Annotated in this window: 15 protein-coding genes, 1 pseudogene and 2 riboswitches; of the genes and pseudogenes, 11 read left to right on the top strand and 5 right to left on the bottom strand. The window is 64.6% G+C overall.

Going from position 1 to position 19,329, the window contains the following annotated elements:
• Positions 1–103: 103 nt before the first annotated feature.
• A pseudogene (locus CT676_RS39480) lies at positions 104–1,416 on the bottom strand (glycosyltransferase family 39 protein); the annotation flags it as partial.
• Positions 1,417–1,629: 213 nt separating this feature from the next.
• Positions 1,630–3,240 (bottom strand): ABC transporter substrate-binding protein, encoded by a 1,611-nt coding sequence (locus CT676_RS39475; RefSeq protein WP_063982465.1) that lies wholly within the window; start codon positions 3,238–3,240, stop codon positions 1,630–1,632.
• A gap of 267 nt (positions 3,241–3,507) precedes the next feature.
• Between CT676_RS39475 and CT676_RS39470 the strand changes: the two genes are divergently transcribed.
• The 9 genes from CT676_RS39470 to CT676_RS39430 all read left to right on the top strand — a co-directional run bounded on the left by CT676_RS39470 (position 3,508) and on the right by CT676_RS39430 (position 15,367).
• Positions 3,508–4,638, top strand: a complete 1,131-nt coding sequence (locus CT676_RS39470; RefSeq protein ID WP_063982464.1) for a M20/M25/M40 family metallo-hydrolase — start codon at positions 3,508–3,510, stop codon at positions 4,636–4,638.
• Positions 4,639–4,732: 94 nt separating this feature from the next.
• Positions 4,733–4,836: riboswitch (glycine riboswitch) on the top strand.
• A 3-nt stretch (positions 4,837–4,839) separates the two neighbouring features.
• A riboswitch (glycine riboswitch) is annotated at positions 4,840–4,954 on the top strand.
• Between the two features lie 67 nt (positions 4,955–5,021).
• Positions 5,022–6,323, top strand: coding sequence for a D-amino acid dehydrogenase (locus CT676_RS39465; protein WP_135216903.1), 1,302 nt, complete (start codon positions 5,022–5,024; stop codon positions 6,321–6,323).
• A gap of 181 nt (positions 6,324–6,504) precedes the next feature.
• Complete coding sequence (locus tag CT676_RS39460; RefSeq protein ID WP_014494267.1) at positions 6,505–7,446, top strand: ABC transporter permease; 942 nt, start codon at positions 6,505–6,507, stop codon at positions 7,444–7,446.
• Positions 7,447–7,466: 20 nt separating this feature from the next.
• Positions 7,467–8,354: an ABC transporter permease gene (locus tag CT676_RS39455; RefSeq protein ID WP_028150021.1), complete on the top strand. Its 888-nt coding sequence runs from the start codon at positions 7,467–7,469 to the stop codon at positions 8,352–8,354.
• Positions 8,355–8,368: 14 nt separating this feature from the next.
• Positions 8,369–10,018, top strand: coding sequence for an ABC transporter ATP-binding protein (locus CT676_RS39450; protein ID WP_135216904.1), 1,650 nt, complete (start codon positions 8,369–8,371; stop codon positions 10,016–10,018).
• A gap of 213 nt (positions 10,019–10,231) precedes the next feature.
• The gene (locus CT676_RS39445) at positions 10,232–11,737 is read left to right on the top strand and encodes a M81 family metallopeptidase (RefSeq protein ID WP_135216902.1); all 1,506 of its coding nucleotides are present in this window, start codon (positions 10,232–10,234) and stop codon (positions 11,735–11,737) included.
• 13 nt (positions 11,738–11,750) lie between these two features.
• On the top strand, positions 11,751–12,914 hold the full coding sequence (locus CT676_RS39440) for a M20 aminoacylase family protein (protein WP_135216901.1): 1,164 nt from the start codon (positions 11,751–11,753) through the stop codon (positions 12,912–12,914).
• A gap of 2 nt (positions 12,915–12,916) precedes the next feature.
• Entirely contained in the window at positions 12,917–14,338 is a 1,422-nt protein-coding gene (locus CT676_RS39435) for an amidase (RefSeq protein ID WP_135216900.1), read from the top strand.
• Positions 14,339–14,476: 138 nt separating this feature from the next.
• Complete coding sequence (locus CT676_RS39430) at positions 14,477–15,367, top strand: crotonase/enoyl-CoA hydratase family protein (protein ID WP_135216899.1); 891 nt, start codon at positions 14,477–14,479, stop codon at positions 15,365–15,367.
• A 106-nt stretch (positions 15,368–15,473) separates the two neighbouring features.
• Here CT676_RS39430 and CT676_RS39425 read toward each other — a convergent pair whose 3' ends face one another.
• The 3 genes from CT676_RS39425 to CT676_RS39415 all read right to left on the bottom strand — a co-directional run bounded on the left by CT676_RS39425 (position 15,474) and on the right by CT676_RS39415 (position 17,932).
• Positions 15,474–16,451, bottom strand: a complete 978-nt coding sequence (locus tag CT676_RS39425; protein ID WP_135216898.1) for an NADPH:quinone oxidoreductase family protein — start codon at positions 16,449–16,451, stop codon at positions 15,474–15,476.
• Positions 16,451–17,059 carry a 2-hydroxychromene-2-carboxylate isomerase gene (locus CT676_RS39420; protein ID WP_063982457.1) on the bottom strand — a complete coding sequence of 203 codons (609 nt, stop codon included), beginning with the start codon at positions 17,057–17,059 and terminating at the stop codon, positions 16,451–16,453. The genes CT676_RS39425 and CT676_RS39420 overlap by 1 nt, the downstream gene beginning before the upstream one ends.
• A gap of 171 nt (positions 17,060–17,230) precedes the next feature.
• A complete protein-coding gene (locus CT676_RS39415; protein ID WP_135216897.1) occupies positions 17,231–17,932 on the bottom strand; it encodes a glutathione binding-like protein in 702 nt (233 codons plus the stop codon).
• A gap of 110 nt (positions 17,933–18,042) precedes the next feature.
• Between CT676_RS39415 and CT676_RS39410 the strand changes: the two genes are divergently transcribed.
• Both CT676_RS39410 and CT676_RS39405 read left to right on the top strand, forming a co-directional pair.
• Positions 18,043–19,065, top strand: a complete 1,023-nt coding sequence (locus CT676_RS39410) for a methionine synthase (protein WP_135216896.1) — start codon at positions 18,043–18,045, stop codon at positions 19,063–19,065.
• On the top strand, positions 19,065–19,295 hold the full coding sequence (locus tag CT676_RS39405) for a hypothetical protein (protein ID WP_135216895.1): 231 nt from the start codon (positions 19,065–19,067) through the stop codon (positions 19,293–19,295). Before CT676_RS39410 ends, CT676_RS39405 begins: the two co-directional genes overlap by 1 nt.
• Positions 19,296–19,329: the final 34 nt, after the last annotated feature.

Genomic DNA, 19,329 nt, shown 5'->3' with positions numbered 1-19,329 from the left:
CAGAGCTCTTGCGTGTCATCATCCGAGCCTTCTTCGAGACCGTCCCGGCTCGAAACACCGCTTGAGCCGGGCGCCGCCGCCAGTTCTTCACGAACGACTACTGAAATTCGAACGGCCGCGCGTAATACGGATGGTCCGGACTGTAGAACGCGGTCGCAAAGGCCAGCGAATCGTCGCCGCTGACGGCGCTGAGCGGTTCCCCGGTCAGCTCGTGCCACTCGCGAGTAATCTCGTTAGCTACCTGCGCGTAGAAATTCCGGCCCTCTTCGTAGCCGTGATTGTTGCGATAGACGGCGTGAATCGGGGCGGCGACGAAGACAGCGGCGAGCCCAACGATTGCGGTGATGACCGTGACATTGACGGTGTAGAATCTTTCGATCGGGTAGCGCGTGCCGCAAACGATCAGCACGACGAACAGGAACAGCCCTTGCAACGCCCATAGCGACGGCAGATCGGTGCCCATCGCCAGCGACGTCAGGACCGGCAGTACGATCGTGCCGATCGCAACGTAAAAAAGAAGCCGCAGGCCGGAACTCATCGCGGCGAGGTCGGCCGCAAATTGCTTCAGCCGTGTGCCTGCGATGATCACCCAGAAGACGGCCGATACGCTGATGGCCGCCACGAGTCCGAGCAGGAAGTTCTGCACCTCGCCGAGCGAGCTCACGAAGTTGCCGTTGGCGTGCGCCATCGCGTAGGTGAAGGCCGACGCGCCCGTCGTCGCGAGCCAGTAGATGTGCGGCGACAACACCGCGAGCCCGACCACGACCGATATCCACGGCGAAGCGGACGTGAAATAGGCGCGGCGCGCGGGATGAGCCAGCGCGGCAAATGCAAAGCTCGCCACGAGGAAGACCGAATAATATTTGCCGACCATCGCCAGCGCCGTGGTGCATCCTACCGCGACCGCCCAGGCCGCGCTGCGGGTCTCGAACGCGCGCAGAAAACACCAGGTCGCGAGCGGCCAGAGCGCAAGAAGCACCGCGTTGGCGCTGAAGCGCTGGGCGTGGAATTGATAGGCCGGCGTCAGCATCAGGAGCAGCAGCACCAGGATGCGCTTGTGCCCGGTCACGAACTGCCGTGCGATCCGGTCGACGAAAAACAGGGCGAGCCCGGCATTGGCCATCGCCATCAATTGCAGCGACCAGTCGCTGAGCGGGAAGACGGAGGTCCACACCGCCGTAACCCAGCCCATCAGCGGCGGATGCTTGTGGTAGCCCCACGCGAAACGGCGCCCGAGCGTCCAGGCCTCGAGGGTATCAGGCCGCTGCCGGCATAGGCGACGGCCAGATAGACCGTCCAGAGCGCGACAAAGCACACAATGAGAAGCGGAACGGCCCAACCCGTCTCGACGCCGTCGAGCCAGCGCAGGAAAGGCCGCCGCCATCGCGCCGGCGCGCGATCGGACCGCTCGGCCATCGCCCGAAATGAAAAATCAATCGACACGGGACTCAAATGCAGGAAGGAAGTGATGTGCGAACTGCGCACATCTATTTCAAGTCAGAAACAAATAGCAATGATTGGACACTGGAAGAGTTAAAAGCTGACGCGAGGCTGACAAACGAAAACGGCGCCGCTGATGACAGCGACGCCGCGTAACGCTCGGGGAAGGCGCGCGGGCGCGCCCTCGCCTTACTCGGTCTTGTCGATGTTCCAGAACACCGGCGTCGCCGGGCCGTCGAGCACGCCGGTGAGCGACTTCCGCCACGCGCTCGGCGCCAGATACTGGCCGAGCGGCACGTAAATCACCTGGTCATAGGCTTCCTTCTGGATCTCGGTCGCGATCTTCTTCTGATCGTCGAGCGAGGCGGCGCGGACGAAGTCGTCCTTGAGCTTCTCGATCTTGGCGTTTTCCGCCCAGCCGAACCAGCCCTTCTTGCCCTGCCCGCCGATCGACAGATTGGCGATCGGGTTGGACACGTCGGCGCTGACCCAGTTGGTGAAGAACATGTTCCAGCCGCCCTCCTTCGGAGGCTTCTGGCTGGCGCGCCTGCTGACCACCGTCTGCCAGTCGGTCGCCTGCGCGTCGACCTTGAAGCCGGCCTCGCGGAGCAACTGCACCGCGACCGTCGGCTGCGCCTTCAGCGTCACGACGTCGCCGGGCACCATGACCACGACGGGCGTGCCGTCATAGCCGGACTCGGCGAGCGCCTTCTTGGCTTCCGCCATGCCGTTGCCCTTGACCAGCGATTCCGAGCCGACGTCGGTCGCGAACGGCGTATCGCAGATGAAGAACGCACCGCAGATCTTGTAGTATTTGGGATTGCCGACGAGCGCGTCGAGCACGTCCTTCTGGTTCATCGCCAGAAGTGCGGCACGGCGGATCTTCGGATTGTCGAAGGGCGGATAGAGGAAGTTCATGCGCCCAAGGGTCTGGTAGCCGAACTTGTTCAGCGTCTCGGTCTTGAGGTCGGCATTGCCTTCAAGGACGGGCAGCAGATCCCACGGCGGCACTTCCATGAAGTCGATGTCGCCCGATTGCAGCGCGTTCACTGCGGTCTGCGCATCCGGCATGGTGATCCATTCGACGCGATCAACCTTGACCACCTTGCCTCCGGCAGTCCAGCTCGACGCCTCCTTGCGCGGCACGTAGTCGGTGTTCTTGACGTACACCGCCTTCACGCCGGGCTGGAATTCACCCTGCACGAACTTGAACGGACCGGAGCCGATCTGCTCGGGGATCTGCTTGTCCGGCGGCGTTTCGGCGAGACGCTTCGGCATCATGAAGGCGACGCGCGAGGACGGCTTGCCGATGGATTCGAGCACGAGGCCGTAGGGCTCCTTCAGCTTCAGCGTGATCGTCTTGGGGTCGGTCGCCTCGATGCTCGCAGTAAACTGCATCATCTGCTGGCCCATGCCGTCGACCGCGGCCCAGCGCTTCAGCGAAGCGGCGCAGTCTTCCGCCGTCACCGGCGTACCGTCGTGCCACTTCAGGCCGTCGCGCAGCGTGAAGGTGTAGGTGAGCTTGTCGTCGGAGATCTTCCAGTCCGCCATCTGCGGCTGGATCTTGAAATTCGAGTCCGTCGCGATCAGCGTGTCGTAGACCATGTAGCCATGGTCACGCGTGATGTAGGCGGTGGTGAAAATCGGATCGATGATGCGCAGATCCGAATGCATCACCGCGGTGATGGTCTTGCTGGCGGCGGCAAGTACCGGCGAGGCCATCGCCGTCGAAAGCGCAACGACCGATAGCGCAAGTGTGGAGGCGAACGCGCGACGCCCCCGGCGCATCAAGCTCAACATAAAAGTTTCTCCTGACGTGAAACTGTTCAAAGGCAGGTTATTGGTTGAGCATTCGGTTCGTTCTTTAGGCGAACTAACCTCATGCGATGCCTTTGTCTTTCGAGACTTGCAGACAGTGTTGAGCGCGTCAATCCGGTTTCGCTGCAGCCCCAAGCGGCGCGCCCACGGGCTCCACAAAGATCGGTTTGGCTCTACAACGCTTTCCGCCAGTCCCGTCCGCGCCAATGCAATGCGCGTTCCATCTTTCGAAGCTTGAGAGACATTAAGATGAATCCAGCCAATCTTCCCTTCGATTCCGAGGCGATGCTTGAGGGCCTGCGCACCTGGGTGGAATGCGAGAGCCCGACCTGGGACGCGGGCGCCGTCAACCGCATGCTCGATATCGCAGCGCGGGATATGGCGATCATGGGTGCGACGATCGAACGCATCAGCGGCCGACAGGGCTTTGGCGGCGTGATGCGCGCGCGCTTCCCGCATCCGAAACAGGGCGAGCCGGGCATCCTGATCGCCGGCCACATGGATACCGTCCACCCGGTCGGCACCATCGAGAAGCTGAAATGGCGGCGCGAGGGCAACAAGTGCTACGGCCCCGGCATCTACGACATGAAGGGCGGCAACTATCTCTCGCTGGAAGCGATCCGCCAGCTGGCACGTGCTTCCTTCACCACGCCGCTGCCGATCACCGTGCTGTTTACGCCCGACGAGGAAGTCGGCACGCCCTCGACGCGGGACATCATCGAAGCGGAAGCCGCGCGCAACAAATATGTGCTGGTGCCCGAACCGGGCCGCGCCGACAACGGTGTCACCACCGGACGTTACGCCATCGCGCGTTTCAATCTGGAAGCGACGGGCCGACCGAGCCATGCCGGCGCAACATTGTCGGCCGGACGCTCGGCGATCCGCGAGATGGCGCGGCAGATCCTCGCCATCGACGCGATGACGACGGAGGACTGCACCTTCTCGGTCGGCGTCGTGCACGGCGGACAATGGGTCAATTGCGTTGCCACGACCGCCACCGGCGAGGCGCTGTCCATGGCCAAGCGCCAGGCCGATCTCGACCGCGGCGTCGAGCGGATGCTGGCGCTGTCGGGCACGTCCAATGATGTCACGTTCAAGGTGACGCGCGGCGTCACGCGCCCCGTATGGGAGCCCGATGCCGGCACCATGGCGCTTTATGAAAAGGCGCGCGGCATCGCCAAGTCGCTCGGCACCGATCTGCCGCATGCGAGCTCTGGCGGCGGCTCCGACGGCAACTTTACCGGTGCGATGGGCATCCCGACGCTCGACGGCCTCGGCGTGCGCGGCGGCAACGGCCACACGCTCGAGGAGTTCATCGAGGTCGAGAGCCTGGTTGAACGCGGGCGCCTGATGGCCGGCTTGCTGGCGACGCTCGACTGACGACGCAGCCTTCGCACTGCACAATGCGTTGGCAGTCGCGGTTTAAATTTAGCCTTGTCTAAAAATGAGGCGCATCGTACTGCTCGATTGTCCACGCGACGATGCGGGAGAGATCGCAACGAGAGTTCAGGCTTTCGTTGCGGCGCCGACGGAGCAACCGCCCCGGAAACTCTCAGGCAAAAGGACCGTATCGTCAGGACGATCTGGAGAGAGGCGGCACGGCCAATGTGGTCGTGACGTCCACCGAAGGGGATAGTCCGGAGCTGACCTCGCCGAGGTCCGCAACGGATCAAGCTCTCAGGTAACCGTGACAGATGGGGCGCCGCCAACGGCCTTTGGCCGGCGGTTAGCCGACTCTAACTCACGGGAGCCCCGAACCTGCTATGACCCATATCGCCATCATCGGCGCCGGCATCACCGGCGTAACGACCGCCTATGCCCTGCTCGAACGCGGATACAAGGTGACGGTGCTCGACAAGCACCGCTACGCCGCGATGGAGACGTCCTTCGCCAATGGCGGACAGCTCTCCGCCAGCAATGCCGAAGTCTGGAACAGCACCGCCACGATCCTGAAAGGCCTGCGCTGGATGTTCCGGCGCGATGCGCCGCTGCTGATGAACCCGCGGCCGAACTGGCACAAATATTCGTGGATGAGCGAGTTCGTCGCCAATATCGGCAACTACCGCGCCAACACGGTCCAGACCACCCGGCTCGCGATCGAAGCCCGCAAGCATCTGTTCGAGATCGCGGAGCGCGAAGGCATCGACTTCGATCTCGAACGCCGCGGCATCCTGCACATCTATCACGACAAGAAGGGTTTTGAATCCGGCCTGCAGGTCAATGCGCTATTGAAGGAAGGCGGGCTCGATCGCCGCCCGGTGACGCCGGAGGAGATCCGCGCCATCGAGCCGACGCTGCGCAAGGACTATTTTGGCGGCTTCTACACGCCGTCGGATGCGACCGGCGATATCCACAAGTTCACGCGCGGACTTGCGGAAGCCTGCAAGCGGCGCGGCGCGACCTTTATCCACGAAGCCAACATCGATTCCATTGCCCAGGCAGGTGGCGGCTTTGTCATCGGCTGGGCTGATCTTTCGGCCAGTGACACTGTCGCATCCGCGCGCGGCATGCTGAAGGCTGATGGCGTCGTGGTCTGCGCCGGTGTGGCCAGCCGCCACTTCGCCGCCCTCCTCGACGAGCGCGTCAACGTCTATCCGGTGAAGGGCTATTCGATCACCGTTCAGCTCGACACTGCCGCAAGCCGCAATGCGACGCCGACCGTGAGCCTGCTCGACGAAGCCGCCAAGATCGTCACCAGCCGGCTCGGCGCCGATCGTTTCCGCGTCGCAGGCACCGCCGAATTCAACGACTTCAACCGCGACATCCGCGCCGACCGCGTGCAGCCGCTGGTCGACTGGGTGCGCAGCAACTTCCCCGGCGTCGAAACGTCCAAGGTCGTGCCCTGGGCCGGGCTGCGGCCGATGATGCCGAACATGATGCCCGTGGTGCGCGCAGGACGCATGCCGGGCGTGTTCTTCAACACCGGCCACGGCCATCTCGGCTGGACCTTGTCGGCGGCGACCGCGCAGATGATTGCCGGGACCATCGACGGCTGGCGCGGGCTCAACGCACCGCCGACCGCACCCTCACTCAGGGTTGAGCGCGAGTTCCGCCATGCATCCTGAGTGGCCGATATCGGAGGCTCGGCGGCCTCTTGCGACCGCCCTGCCCTTGGCACACAATTTGCCCCGAAAGGTCGGCTTCTCCGGCCGGCTTTCCAGCCCGAGTGACAGGCGTGCATGATAGACAGAACCGATTCCACGGGGGCCTCTCGGCCCCACAAGTTCCGCAGCCGGAGATAGGTGCATGCTAGGTTATCTCATTCGCCGCGTTCTGGCCGCGGTGCCCGTGATGGGCGTCGTCGCGCTGTTCGTCTTCCTGCTGCTGCGGCTGACGCCGGGTGATCCCGCCGCCATTCTCGCCGGCGATAACGCGACGCCGGAACGGCTGGAACGCATCCGCGACTCGCTCGGCCTCAACGAGCCGCTGATCGTGCAATTCATCACCTGGGTGAACAAGCTGCTGCACGGCGATCTCGGGACGTCGCTGATCTCCAACCTGCCAGTCATGAAGATGATCAGCCAGCGCGTCGAGCCGTCGATCTCGATCGCGCTCTCGACGATCATTCTCGCTGTGATCGTCGCCGTGCCCCTGGGCGTCATCGCGGCGTGGAAGCACGGCACCTGGATCGACCGTTTCGTGATGGGCCTCTCCGTGCTCGGCTTCTCCGTGCCGGTGTTCGTGGTCGGCTATCTCCTGATCGAGGTCTTCGCGATCGACCTGCGCTGGGTGCCGGTGCAGGGCTTCCGCAGCATCTTCAACGGCTTTGGACCGTTCTTCGAGCGCATCATCCTGCCGACCTGCGCGCTCTCCTTCATCTACATTGCGCTGATCGCGCGCATGACGCGTGCGGCGATGCTCGACGTGCTCGGAGAGGACTACGTCCGCACCGCCCGCGCCAAGGGCATCAACGAGGTCGCCGTGATGATGCGCCATGCGCTGCGCAATGCCGCGGTGCCCGTCATCACCGTGATCGGCACCGGCTTTGCGCTGCTGATCTCCGGCGTCGTCGTCACCGAGAGCGTGTTCAACATCCCCGGCATCGGCCGCCTCACGGTGGACGCGGTGTTGGCGCGCGACTACCCAGTCATCCAGGCGATGATCCTGCTGACGTCGCTGATCTATGTCGTCGTCAATCTCCTGATCGACGTCGCCTACACGCTGCTCGATCCCCGGATCCGGTACTAGGGCTAAGGATAACAACAAAAATGTCCGTCGATAGCCTTCCCCAGTCGTCCATTCCGATCACGTCGCCGCTGCGGCCGCGTTTCGGATTCCTCACCTCGACGCCGATCATCGCGGCGGCCACAATCTTGCTCGCGCTGATCGTGCTGGTCTCGATCCTGGCGCCGCTGATCGCGCCGCACGATCCGGTCCAGCTTGCGCCCTCGCAGCGGCTGAAGCCGGCCTCGGCGCAGTTCCTGCTCGGCACCGACGCCTATGGCCGTGACCTCTTGTCGCGCGTGATCTATGGCGGCCGCATCTCGCTCCTGATCGGCATCGGCTCGGCGATCCTGTCGATCGTCATCGGCCTTGCGATCGGCCTGGTCTCCGGCTTCTTCAAGCTGGTCGATGCCGTCCTGATGCGCGTCATGGACGGCCTCATGGCGATGCCGAGCATCCTGCTCGCGATCGCCGTGGTGTCGCTGTCCGGCGCCAGCATCTGGACCGTGCTGGTCGCGATCACCATCCCCGAAATACCTCGCGTGGCACGCCTGGTGCGCTCGGTCGTGCTGTCCGCGCGCGAGGAACCTTACGTCGAGGCTGCGATCTCGGTCGGCTCCAGCCTGCCGAAGATCATGTGGCGCCATCTGATGCCGAACACGATCGCGCCGCTGATCGTCCAGGGCACCTATGTCTGCGCCTCCGCGATCCTGACCGAGGCCATTCTCTCCTTCCTCGGCGCCGGTATCTCGCCGGAGACGCCGACCTGGGGCAACATCATGGCCGAGGGCCGTCAGTATTTTCAGCTCAAGCCGACGCTGATCTTCTGGCCGGGCCTGCTGCTCTCGATCGCCATCCTCAGCATCAATCTGATCGGCGACGCCGCCCGCGACGCCCTCGATCCCCGCATGAAGCAGCGGGAGGGCAAGTGATGACGGATCAAGTGATGACCAACCCAGTTCTCGACATCAACAACCTCGTCGTCTCCATCGGCAAGAAGCCGAAGGGTGCAAACATCATCGACGGGATCTCGATCCAGGTGCATAAGGGCGAGACACTGTGTCTCGTCGGCGAAAGCGGCTCGGGCAAGTCGGTGACCTCGCTCACCACGATGGGCCTGCTGCCGAAGGGCACGCTGGTTCCAACCGGCGGCAGCGTCAAGCTCGTCAGCGAAGAGATTCTCACCGCGACCGATCGCCGCCTGCGCCAGCTCCGCGCGACGCAGATGGCGATGATCTTCCAGGAGCCGATGACCGCGCTCAATCCGGTGGTGCCGGTCGGCCGCCAGATCGACGAAGTCCTGCGCGCCCACACCAATCTCGACGCAAAGGCGCGGAAGAAGCGCATCCTCGACATGATGGAGCAGGTCCGCCTGCCCCAGGTCGAGCGCATCTTTGCCTCCTATCCGCATCGCCTGTCCGGCGGCCAGCGCCAGCGCATCATGATCGCGATGGCGCTGGTGCTAGAGCCGAAGCTGCTCATCGCCGACGAGCCGACCACCGCGCTCGACGTCACCACGCAGAAGCAGATCCTGACGCTGATCCGCGACCTCCAGCGCGATCACGGCACGGCCGTCCTGTTCATCACCCACGACATGGGCGTGGTCGCCGAGATCGCCGACCGCGTCGCTGTGATGCGGCAGGGCCGGCTGGTCGAGACCGGTCCGCTCGAGACCGTGCTGCGCAACCCGACCATGGAGTACACCCGCAATTTGCTTTCTGCGGTGCCGAGCCTGGTGCCGCGCGCGGCGCGGCCCGAGACCAAGGAGCCGGTGGTGCTGGAGGCCAACGAGCTCGGCAAGGTCTATAAGGAACGCGCCTTCTTCGGCAAAGGCCGCGAGGTCGTCGCCGCCGACAAGGTCACGCTGACGCTGCGCAAGGGCCGCACGCTCGGCATCGTCGGCGAGAGCGGCTCGGGCAAGTCCACCGTCGCACGGTGCATCGTGCGCCTGATCGATCCGACCTCCGGCGGCGTGCGCCTTGCCGGCCGCGAGATCGCCGACATCTCGCGCCGCCTGCTCCAGCCGCACCGGCAGAAGATCCAGATCGTGTTCCAGGATCCCTATCGCTCGCTCAACCCGCGCATTACCGTCGGCGAGAGCATCGCGGAAGGCCCGATCAATTACGGCACCTCGCATGCCGATGCGATGAAGCGGGCGCGCGAACTGCTCGAGCTCGTCGGCCTGCCCGCCGACGCAGTGACGCGCTATCCGCACCAGTTCTCCGGCGGTCAGCGCCAGCGCATCGCCATTGCGCGTGCACTCGCGCTCGACCCCGACGTGCTGGTCGCGGACGAAGCGGTGTCGGCACTCGACGTCTCGGTTCAGGCGCAGGTGCTGGAACTGCTCGACGAGATCCAGAACCGGCTCGGCATCGCCATCCTGTTCATCACCCACGATCTGCGCGTCGCAGCCCAGATCTGCGACGAGGTCGTGGTGATGCAGCACGGCCGTGTCGTCGAACAGGGCCTGGCCGCCGAGGTGCTGACGCATCCAAAGGAAGCCTACACCAGGGCGCTGCTGGAGGCCGCACCGGGCCGCGGCTGGGATTTTGCGAACTTCCGACCGGTGTCGGAAGGCGTCGCGGCGACGGCTTAGGTTTGTCCACTCGTCATTGCGAGCGGAGCGAAGCAATCCAGAGTCCCTCTGCGGAGACGGTCTGGATTGCTTCGCTTCGCTCGCAATGACGGTGATCGCGGCAAGTATTCCCAAAACAGCTTAAGGCCATGCATAGCGCGAGTGCGTCCCACCTTGCTCTCGCCGCAGGCACAAGGCTAACGTCGCGCACTTTCAAACGCTGGACCAGAATTAATGACACGTATCGCCGTCGGCGGCTTCCTGCACGAGACCAACACGTTCGCCCCGACGAAGGCGACTTTCGCGGACTTCCAGCATGGCGGCGGCTGGCCGGCCATGACGGAAGGCGCCGACGTATTGAAGGTGATGCGCCGCATCAATGTCGGCCTCGCCGGCTTTGTCGACAGCGCCGAAGCGAATGGCTGGAACCTCATTCCGACGATCGCCTGCGGCGCAAGTCCGTCGGCGCATGTCACCAGGGACGCCTTCGAGCGTATCGTGAAGGTGATGGTCGACGGTATCGCCGCCGCCGGCCCGCTCGATGCCGTCTATCTCGATCTGCATGGCGCGATGGTGACCGAGCATCTCGACGACGGCGAAGGCGAGATCTTGGCTCGCGTGCGCCGCGTCATAGGCAAGGACGTCCCGCTCGTTGCCAGCCTCGACCTGCACGCCAACGTCACGCCCGAGATGATGGAACACGCGGACGCGCTGATCGCCTACCGCACCTATCCGCATGTCGACATGGCCGAGACCGGCCGCGCCTCCGCAAGGCACCTCGCCCTGCTGCTGAAGACGAAGCAGCGCTTTGCAAAGTCGTTTCGCCAATTGCCGTTCCTGATCGCGATCAGCTGGCAATGCACCAATGACTTTCCCACCAAGGGCATCTACGAAAAACTGGCCGCGCTGGAGAGCGACGCCGTTCCGACGCTGTCCTTCGCGCCCGGCTTCCCCGCCGCCGACTTCCGCGACTGCGGCCCGAGCGTGTTCGCCTATGGCAAGACGCAGGCCGATGCCGACCGCGCGGCCGATGCGATCGTCAAACTGATCGAAAGCCACGAGGACGATTTCGACGGCAAAATCTGGTCGCCCGACGATGGCGTGCGCCATGCGATGGAACTCGCCAAGGGCGCGAGCAAGCCGATCATCATCGCAGACACCCAGGACAATCCGGGCGCTGGCGGCGATTCCGACACCACCGGCATGCTGCGCGCACTGGTGCGCAACAAAGCGAGCGCCGCGACCGGCGCGATCTACGATCCGGCCTCTGCCAAGGCCGCGCATGCGGCCGGCGTCGGCGCCACCGTGACGCTGTCGCTCGGCGGCAAGTCCGGCATTCCCGGCGATGAGCCCTATCGCGAGACCTTCATCGTCGAAAAGCTCTCCGACGGCCGCTTCATCGCGCCCGGCCCCTATTACGGTGGCCGCGAGATGGAGATGGGTCCCTCCGCGTGCCTGCGCATCGGGGATGTCCGCGTCGTCGTCTCCTCGCACAAGGCGCAGCTCGCCGATCAGGCGATGTACCGCTATGTCGGCATCGAGCCGACCGCGCAGAAGATTCTGGTCAACAAGAGCTCGGTGCACTTCCGCGCCGATTTCGAGCCGATCGCGGAAAAGCTGATGATCTGCGCCGCGCCCGGCGCGATGCCGGCCGACACAGCCACCCTGCCCTGGACGCGCCTGCGGCCGGGCATCCGCATCAAGCCGAACGGCCCCGTTTTCACGCCCCCATCACGCTAACCGGACAGGACACATGCCCACGATCGACCGCATCGACGGCTTTGCCGACGAACTCACTGCTATCAGGCGCGACCTCCACGCCCATCCCGAGATCGGCTTCGAGGAAGTGCGCACCTCCGGCATCGTCGCCGACAAGCTGAAGAGCTGGGGCATCGAGGTGCACCGCGGTCTCGGCGGCACCGGCGTGATCGGCGTGATCAAGGGCAACGGTTCGGGCAGCAAACGCATCGGCCTGCGCGCCGACATGGACGCACTGCCGATGGAAGAGAACACCAATCTGAAATGGAGTTCGAAAATCCCCGGCCGCTTCCACGGCTGCGGCCATGACGGCCACACCACCATGCTGCTCGGCACCGCGCGCTACCTCGCCGAGACCCGGAATTTCGACGGCACCGTGCACCTGATCTTCCAGCCGGCCGAGGAAGGCCTTGGTGGCGCGCGCGCGATGATCAAGGACGGGCTGTTCGAGAAGTTTCCCTGCGACGAGCTCTACGGCCTGCACAACGCGCCCGACCTCAACCACGGTGAGATCGCGATCCTGCCCGGCCCCGCGATGGCGAGCGCCGACTTCTTCGACCTGCGCATCACCGGCTACGGCGCGCATGGCGCGATGCCCGAACGCTCCAAGGACGCGGTGATCATCGCGACCACGCTGGCGCAGGCGATCCAGACCATCGTCAGCCGCAACGTCGAGCCGCTGCAGGCCGCCGTCATCTCGATCACGCAGATTCACGCCGGTTCCGCCTACAACGTCATCCCTGGCGAGGCCCATCTCTGCGGCACCATCCGCACCTTCTCGGATGAAGTCCGTGCCCTGATCGCCGAACGCATCCGCACGATCTGCGCCGGCATCGCGAGCGCCTATCAGTGCGTGATCGAAGCCGACATCCGCGACACTTTCGGCGTGCTGGTCAACCAGGTCGAGCAGTCCAAGGTGGTCGAGGAGGTCGCGCGCACCGTCGTCAACCCCGCCAACGTGATCACCCGCGCCCAGCCGAAGATGGGCAGCGAGGATTTCGCCGACATGCTGCAAACCATCCCCGGCGCCTATTTCTGGATCGGCCACGACGGCTCGGTGCCCGTGCACAATCCCGGCTTCGTGCTCGACGACAAGATCCTGCCGATCGGCGCCAGCATGTTCGCCCGGATCATCGAAACGCGCATGCCGGTAGGTTAGCAATGCACAAGAAGAGCGTCGAAGAGGCCGTCACCTCGCTGCACGATCTCTCCGCGGTCGATCTGATCGCGGGCTATCGGGCCAAGCAGTTCTCGCCGAGCGAGGTGCTGGAGGACGTGCTTGCGCACGTCGCTGCGTGGGAACCGCATCTCAAGGCGCTCTACGCGTTCGATCCCGACAGCGCGCGCGAGGCCGCGAAGGCCTCGACCGCGCGCTGGAGCGGGGGCGAACCTTCCGGCGCGCTCGACGGCGTGCCTGTGACGGTGAAGGACAACATCGCGACCAAGGGCGTGCCCGTCCCGCTCGGCGCTGCGAGCGTGAAGCTCGTGCCGGCCGAGAAGGACGCCCCGCCCGCTGCGCGCCTGCGCGAGGCCGGTGCGATCATCTTCGCGAAGACCACCATGCCCGATTACGGCATGCTGTCCTCGGGACTCTCCAGCTTCCACGCGCTGGCGCGCAATCCCTGGGATCTCTCCAAGAATCCCGGCGGCTCCAGCGCGGGCGCAGGCGCCGCTGCTGCGGCCGGCTACGGCCCCTTGCATCTCGGCACCGATATCGGCGGCTCGGTCCGCCTGCCTGCGGGCTGGTGCGGCCTCGTCGGCCTGAAACCCAGCTTTGGCCGCGTGCCGATCGACCCGACCTATGTCGGCCGTGTCGCCGGTCCCATGACCCGCACGGTCGACGATTGCGCGCTGATGATGAGCGTGATTGCAAAGCCCGACCGGCGCGACGGCATGAGCCTGCCCGCCGAGCCTCTCAACTGGAAGGGCCTGGAGAAATCCCCGCGCAAACTGCGCATCGGCCTGATGCTCGATGCCGGCGTCGGCCTGCCGGCAGAACGGCCAGTCCGTGATGTTGCAGTGAAAGCCGCAAAGGCGTTCGAATCCGCAGGTAGCGTCGTCACCGAGGTCGACGGCATTTTGACCCGCGAGATGCTCGACGGCCTCGACAATTTCTGGCGCGCGCGGATGTGGGACGATCTGGCCAAGCTGACGCCGGCCGAACAGGCAAAGGTGCTGCCCTACATCTTCAAATGGGGCGCATCCGGTGCGAAGCTGTCGGGCGTCGACGTCATCCGCGGCTTCAACCAGACCATGGCAATCCGGGCGGCCGCGTCAAAGCTGTTCTGCGAGCTCGACTATGTGATCTCGCCGACCGCGCCGAACGTGAACTATGCGGCGGAATGGGCCTCGCCCACCAACGATCCGATGCGGCCGTTCGAGCACATCTGCTATACCGTGCCGTGGAATATGTCGGAGAACCCCGCGGTTTCCATCAACGGCGGCTTCGACGCCAACGGATTTCCCATCGGCGTGCAGATCGTCGGCCGCCGCTTCGACGATATCGGCGTGCTCGGCATGGCCAAGGCTTTCGAGGGCTTGCGCGGCGCACAGCAGCCCTGGCCGAGCCCGCCGGCAAAGTAGGCATTCCATCATGGCCGGGCTTGTCCCGGCCATCCACGTTCTTGTACTGCTCGCATGCCCAGTCCGCGCAAGACGGACAACGGCGACCATGCGTCTCGTCTCATTGAGATCGCACTTAAGATGAGGAAGGAAACCACCATGGCGTATGAGACCATCAAATACGAGGTCGCCGAGCAGATCCTCACCATCACGCTGAACCGGCCCGACAAGCTCAACGCCTTCAACGCGCAGATGCAGGCCGAGCTGATCGACGCGTTCGACGCCGCCGACAAGGACGACGATGTCCGCGCCATCATCGTCACCGGCGCCGGCCGCGGCTTTTGCGCGGGCGCTGATCTTTCCTCGGGCGCTGATACCTTCGATCGCGATGCGCGGCGCGGCCCGGTGAAGCGCTTCGCGGACGGCAAGGTCGATTACAGCGATCCGCAGGTGCGCGATGGCGGCGGTCAGGTGACCTTGCGCATCTTCAAGTGCCTGAAGCCCGTCATCGCCGCCGTGAACGGCCCTGCCGTCGGCATCGGCGTCACCATGCAACTCGCGATGGACATCCGCATCGCCTCGGATGCCGCGCGCTTCGGCTTCGTGTTCTCCCAGCGTGGTATCGTGCCGGAGGCCGCCTCGAGTTGGTTCCTGCCGCGCATCGTCGGCATCTCGCAGGCGCTGGAATGGTGCTATTCCGGCCGCGTCTTCCCTGCCCAGGAAGCGCTCGCCGGCCGCCTCGTCAGCAAGGTCGTATCCCCGGATGATCTGCTGCCGACCGCCCGTGCGCTCGCCAAGGAATTCGCCGCCAAGACCGCGCCGGTGTCGGTCGCCCTGATCCGCCAGATGATGTGGCGCATGATGGGTGCCGACGATCCGATGGAAGCCCACAAGGTCGACAGCCGTGGCATCTATACCCGCGGCCGCTCGGACGACGTTAGGGAAGGCGTGGTGTCGTTCCTGGAGAAGCGTCCGGCGCAGTTCAAGAACAAGGTGTCGAGCGATATGCCGGATTATTTTCCGTGGTGGGGCGAGCGGGAATACAAGTAGAGGGATCGTAGGGTGGGCAAAGGCGCTCTTGCGCCGTGCCCACCATCTATCAGCAATCGAAACCAGAATGGTGGGCACGCTTCGCTTTGCCCACCCTACGGCACCGTCAATCCATCACCAGCGCGACCCGCCCGATCGCCTTGCGGTCGATCAGCAATCGCATCGCTTTAGCATAATCCTGCAGCGGCAGGCGATGCGAGACGTTGGGGCGCAGCTTGCCCTCCTCCGCCCATTGCAGCAGCGCCTTCAGGCGCACCTCGCCGAGCGCGGGATTCTTCCGTACCGCCTCACCCGCACGCACGCCGAGCACGCTGGCGCCCTTGATCAGCAAGAGGTTGGTCTTGGCCGAGCCGATGCCGCCGGTAAAGCCGATCACCAGCAGCCGCGCGCCCCAGGCGATGCAGCGCATCGAGTTCTCGAACACCTCGCCGCCGACGGGATCGAACACGACGTCGGCGCCACGACCGTCTGTGATGCGCTTGACGGCATCGCGAAACGGCTCGCGATCGTAGCGCACGAGATGGTCGGCGCCGCGCGATTTCGCTATCGCAAGCTTCTCGTCGCTGGAGGCGGTCGCGATCACGGTCGCGCCCAGCATCTTGCCGATCTCGACTGCGGCAAGCCCCACGCCGCCGCCGGCGCCATGCACCAGCAACACCTCGCCCGGCATGACCCGGCCGCGATCGATCAGCGCGTGATAGGCGGTGCCATGGCCGGCGAGATAGGTCGCACCTTCCGCATAGTCGAACGTCGACGGCATCGGCGTTAGCTGCGTCGGCGTCACCACCGCTTCGTCGGTGAAGGCGCCATGGCGCATCTTGACGATGACCTTGTCGCCGACGGACACGCCGCTTGCCTCTGCGCCCACCTCGGTGACGTCGCCGGCGGCCTCCATGCCGGGCGTGAACGGCAGCTCCGGCTTGAGCTGATATTCGCCGGCCGCCATCAGCACGTCGGGAAAGTTCAATCCGGCGGCGCGGATCGCAACGCGCACCTCACCCGGTTTGACGGCGCGCGACGGAAATTCCTCGAGCCGCAACGTCTCGGGCGCGCCGAGTTCGCGGCAGACGACAGCCCGCACCATCAGGCCGCACTCGCCTTGCTGCGTTCAAGCGCCTCGCGGATCAGCGGCAGGCGGTCGTTGCCGAAGTACATGTCGGTCTTGCCCACGAAGATCGTCGGTGAGCCGAAGCCGCCGCGTGCTACGACCTCTTCCGTGTTGGCCTTGAGCTGGTCCTTGATTGCCTGCTCGGAGATGCCGGCAAAGAACTTCTGCTCGTCGACACCGACCTTCCTGCAGATCTCGGCGAGCACGGCGTCCTGCGAGATGTCCTTGTCGCCGCCCCAATAGGTCTCGAACACGGCAGTGGCGAACGGCACCATGTCTTTCCCCAGCCAGATGCAGCCGCGCATGACCTTCACGCTGTTCACCGGAAACACCGTCGGCGGCATCTTGATCGCGAGGCCGGCCGAGCGCGACCAGTCGGCGAGGTCTTTCTTCATGTAGCGCGCCTTCAGCGGCACCGGCGTCTCGCGCTGCGCGTAGACGCTCGGATTGACCGTGTTGAAGATGCCGCCGACCAGGATCGGCCGCCAGATGATCTCGGCCCCCAGCTCCTTTGCCAGCGGCTGGATGTTGTGGAAGGCGAGGTAGGTCCAGGGGCTGGAACAGTCGAAGAAGAATTCAATCATGGCGTTTCCTTTGCGTCTTGTTTGTCGTGCTCTATCCCCGTCATTGCGAGCGACTTGTCCGCCATAGCTCGAAGAGCGACGGCGGAAGCGAAGCAATCCAGAATCTTTCCGCGGAACCAGTCTGGATTGCTTCGTCGCTTCGCTCCTCGCAATGACGATGGGGCGAGCAGCCTACTTCTTTCCCAGCACTTCCCTGGCACGCTGTCCGAACATGATCTTGCGTGATTCCTCGTCGAACGGCTCTTTCACGAACTTGCCGATCGCAAGCCCCGCCTGCACCTGCGGCCTTGCGCGCACCTCGGCGTACCAGCGTTTCACGTTCGGATAGTCATCGAGCGTAAAGCCCTGCGCCTTGTGGGTCATTGTCCAGGGGAAGCAGGCGATGTCCGCGATGGAATAGTCGCCGGCGACATAGGCGCCGGTCTTGGCCAACTGGCGGTCGAGCACGCCGTAGAGCCGCGCGGCCTCGTCGCGGTAACGCTCAATCGCATAAGGGATCTTTTCAGCAGCATAGAGCGCGAAATGGCCGTGCTGGCCGAGCATCGGCCCGAGGCCCGCCATCTGCCACATCACCCACTGGATGGTCGTCGAGCGGCCGCGCAGATCGCTGGCCAGGAAGCGGCCGGTCTTTTCCGCGAAGTAAATCAGGATCGCGCCGGTCTCGAACGCCGAGAACGGCGCACCGCCGTCGGCGGGTGCGTGGTCGACGATCGCGGGAATGCGATTGTTCGGGGAGACCGCCAGAAATTCGGGGCTGAACTGCTCGCCGGCGCGGATATTGACCGGCTTCACGTTATAGGGGAGCCCGAGTTCCTCCAGCATGATCGAGATTTTCCAGCCGTTCGGCGTCGGCGCATAATAGAGGTCGATCATCGCCCTTCCCTGTCGTCGCCAATGGAATAGAGAGCGACTTTTGTTGTTCTGTACCTTGACATTAAGACATGGCAGGAAGGGGCGCAACACAACCTGCCGGGAGAGCCGCCATGCTGTTTCCAACCACGATCGCCGGCTCCTTGCCGAAACCCGAATGGCTTGCCGAGCCCAACATGCTGTGGGCGCCCTGGAAGTCGCAAGGCGACGAGCTACTCCGCGCCAAGCGCGATGCGACCATGCTCGCCGTCAAGGTCCAGGAGGATGCCGGCATCGACATCGTCACCGAGGGCGAGCAGGCCCGCCAGCATTTCGTGCACGGCTTCCTTGAGAAGATCGACGGCATCGACTTCGCCCACAAGGTCGAGATGGGCATCCGCAAGGACCGCTACAAGGCGATGGTGCCGCAGGTGGTCGCGCCGCTTCAGCTCAAGGGTCGTGTCCATGCCGACGAGGCGCGCGTGGCGCGCACGCACACGAAGAAGAAGCTGAAGTTCACCCTGCCCGGCCCGATGACCATCATCGACACGATTGCGGACCGCTACTACGGTGATCGCGTCAAGATGGCCTTTGCCTTCGCCGATCTCCTCAACGAGGAAGCCAAGGCATTGCAGGCCGACGGCGTCGATCTCGTGCAGTTCGACGAGCCCGCCTTCAACGTCTACATGGACGAGGTCAACGACTGGGGCATCAAGGCGCTCGAGCGTGCCGCGCAGGGGCTGACCTGCGCCACCGCCGTGCACATCTGCTACGGCTACGGCATCAAGGCCAACACCGACTGGAAGGAGACGCTCGGCGCGCAGTGGCGGCAGTACGAGCAGATCTTTCCGGCGATCGACGCGAGCCCGATCCAGCAGGTCGCAATCGAGTGCCGCAATTCCAAGGTGCCGCTCGATTTGCTCGCGCTGCTCAAGACCAAGATCGTGCAGGCCGGCGTGATCGACGTCGCCAGCGACACGGTAGAGACCGCCGAGGACGTCGTGCAGGTGATCGATGCGGTGTCGAAGTTCGTGCCCAAGAGCAACATCATCGCCACCACCAATTGCGGCATGGCGCCGATGCGGCGCGAGATCGCCGAGGCCAAGCTGATGGCGCTCGGCGCCGGTGCCGCGCTGGCGCGCGAGAAGCTGGGGTGATGGTGCTCCGAACGGCACTCGTCGTCACGGCTCTTGCGGGGATCACATTCGCTGCGCGCGCGGAGGATCGCTCGGTGCTGCTGAATTGCAAGGCCATGGTCGAGCGTGCGTCCAAGGATACGGGTACGGCAACCGAGGCCGAGCTCACCCGCTGCCGCCAGATCATCCGCGAATGGGTGCTGCGCGATGCGCGGACGACAGTCGATGAGCAAGGGCGGCCGCTGAAATAGCCACACGCTTCCTGCGTTCCCTCCCCGCTTGCGG

Source organism: Bradyrhizobium sp. MOS001 (genome assembly GCF_004634465.1).
In the GTDB taxonomy this organism is placed as follows: domain Bacteria; phylum Pseudomonadota; class Alphaproteobacteria; order Rhizobiales; family Xanthobacteraceae; genus Bradyrhizobium; species Bradyrhizobium barranii.
This window is presented reverse-complemented; position numbering and strand designations above follow the sequence as displayed.